The organism is Bacteroidota bacterium, assembly GCA_018816945.1.
Classification (GTDB): domain Bacteria; phylum Bacteroidota; class Bacteroidia; order Bacteroidales.
The window spans coordinates 1-2,305 of the sequence record JAHIVC010000078.1; the positions used below are offsets into that span (position 1 = coordinate 1).

A 2,305-nucleotide genomic window follows, 5' to 3' on the forward strand; every position below is an offset into this window, starting at 1 on the left:
AACAGTCTTATTGAAGAGTCCGGAGTTTTGAACCATGAAGGAATTGACACCGAATGAATCATTAGGATTTGGATTAATTATGATAGGACTTGATGTTTTGGTGAATGACGGCAAATTCACCAAACTTCTTTTAAATAATTTACCTAAAAAGGAAATCGAAGATGAAATCAGTTGAAGTAATTACCATTAGCGGGAAACGCGGTTTTGGAAAAACTACACTCGCCAAAAATATTATCAATCAGCTTTCCCGGGTTGTTGTATGGGACATGATGGCTGAATATAATCACCCTAACTCATATATCCCACATTGGGGAGATATGAAGGAGTTCAACACCTGGTTGAAAGGATACTGGAACACTGGTAACGTGTTTATCCTGGTCGATGAAGCCGATCAGGTGATGCCTGAAGGAAAGCCCTTAGTAGAGTACGCAAACAAAATAATTAATCTTGGGAGACATCGAAATATTGGAATGGGGATGATTACCAGACGATTAGCAAACCTGAACAAAACAGCAGTATCGCAGTCTGCCACTATGTATCTGTTCCATCATTTCATAATCAATGATATAAGATATCTCAAAGAGATGATACCGGACGCCGAAAGTTTGCATAATTTGCAGAAATTCCAGTACAAAACATATAACCTTTAATAAGAGGATTAACTAATGAATATCTTAATAGCATGTGAATTTAGTGGGGTTGTAAGGGATGCGTTTAATGAAAAAGGGCATAATGCCTGGTCATGCGACATATCCCCTACCGAATCAAGTGGTAATCATATACAGGGTGATGTAGTAAATTATCTTAATGCTGGTTGGGATATGATGATTGCTCACCCTCCCTGTACGTATCTGGCGGTTTGTGGGAATAGATGGATGAAAAACAATCCCGCCCGCGAACAATCACGAAAAGAAGCAATCACATTTTTCATGAAATTAGTTAACTGCAATATTCCTAAAATATGTGTTGAAAATCCTGTCGGTATTATGTCTACACAATGGAGAAAACCGGAACAATATATTCAGCCGTATGAATATGGCCACCCGGAAACAAAAAAAACCGGCCTATGGTTGAAAGGATTGCCAAAATTAAAACCTACGAATATTGTTACTCCGGAGTACATATTAGGCAAAGATGGAAAACGATATTCCAGAATTCATTATATGAGTCAATGGAACAATCACGATCGATCTAAAGAACGAAGTAGAACATATTTAGGGATTGCTGCTGCAATGGCCGACCAATGGGGATAGATGCAAATTTAGCCTATACGAACAATAACTTATAAATAGTATAACTTTCATAACTATCGGTTTGGAGTTATATTATATGAATTTAATTGAACACCACATAAAATATAAAGAAATTCATGGTAAAGATGTTACGGTATGGTTAAGTAGAAGTGAACATAGTAAATTACATCGAAGATTAAGAAAGGAAAACAAATGTAAAATATCTGTTCCAGAATTATTGATAATAGCTCAAAAAGCGGGTAGGCGTACAGATAGAGCGAAACGATATAATAAAGAATATAGATATATGAATATATATTCCTTTGATTTTTATAATAATTTAGCTAAAAACGTACAGCATCATGAACAAATATTTTACAATAATAATAATGGCGGGTGTGTTGTTAATTGTCGTTTCAAAGGTACAAACGGGAAAAAATTATTTTATGTTGATATAACATAACATCAAACACAAATATAACCGACAGATATAAATAATAATAAAACATATTACTCCTCAATAAAGTTAATTATATGAGGTATAGAAATATGAATTATAAACCAATTCTGCTCCTGATAGTCGCCATTATGGTGGGTATGTGGGCATATGGAAAGTTTGTTGAAGGTGAGCTGTGATGGACGCCCAGACCAATCAAATTATAGTTGGTGTCGTGGCTACTGTTATCGCTCTGATTGTAATGTCAAAATTGAATCTTGTGGAGACTGCCTGAAATGGCACTAAAACTTAGATTCAAAAGAAGCGGATCCAAAAGGGTTCACGTTGAAAAAACTGTCGGCAATGTTGCAGTTAAACCAGCAAATAAACAGATTGAATCTCAGTTTTCCGAGGGATGGTAAATTATGACATTAGGAAGCGATAGAGTAGGAGCCACAAGTCTTGGTACCGGGACCACAAAAACTCTGCTTGGTGGAGGTAACCTTGTTTTGCCCGGTTGGGCCAGATCAATTGTTGCAGTAATCCCCGTGGTAAATATTGATGTTCCAACAGTGTCTGAATCAGTCCTTGCGAAACTTATCCTTGAATCTGATGATTTCAATGTAGGGCCCTTCGA

5 protein-coding genes are annotated in these 2,305 nt (G+C 36.4%); all 5 read left to right on the top strand.

What is annotated here, in order from left to right; translation table 11 throughout:
- Positions 1–34 precede the first annotated feature (34 nt).
- Positions 35–175, top strand: coding sequence for a hypothetical protein (locus KKG99_12405; protein ID MBU1013799.1), 141 nt, complete (start codon positions 35–37; stop codon positions 173–175).
- Complete coding sequence (locus tag KKG99_12410; protein MBU1013800.1) at positions 162–650, top strand: hypothetical protein; 489 nt, start codon at positions 162–164, stop codon at positions 648–650. Before KKG99_12405 ends, KKG99_12410 begins: the two co-directional genes overlap by 14 nt.
- Positions 651–665: 15 nt before the next feature.
- Positions 666–1,253 (top strand): DNA cytosine methyltransferase, encoded by a 588-nt coding sequence (locus tag KKG99_12415; protein ID MBU1013801.1) that lies wholly within the window; start codon positions 666–668, stop codon positions 1,251–1,253.
- Positions 1,254–1,329: 76 nt separating this feature from the next.
- Positions 1,330–1,695, top strand: a complete 366-nt coding sequence (locus KKG99_12420; GenBank protein ID MBU1013802.1) for a hypothetical protein — start codon at positions 1,330–1,332, stop codon at positions 1,693–1,695.
- Between the two features lie 398 nt (positions 1,696–2,093).
- A partial coding sequence (locus tag KKG99_12425) for a hypothetical protein (GenBank protein ID MBU1013803.1) occupies positions 2,094–2,305 on the top strand: 212 nt, incomplete at its 3' end.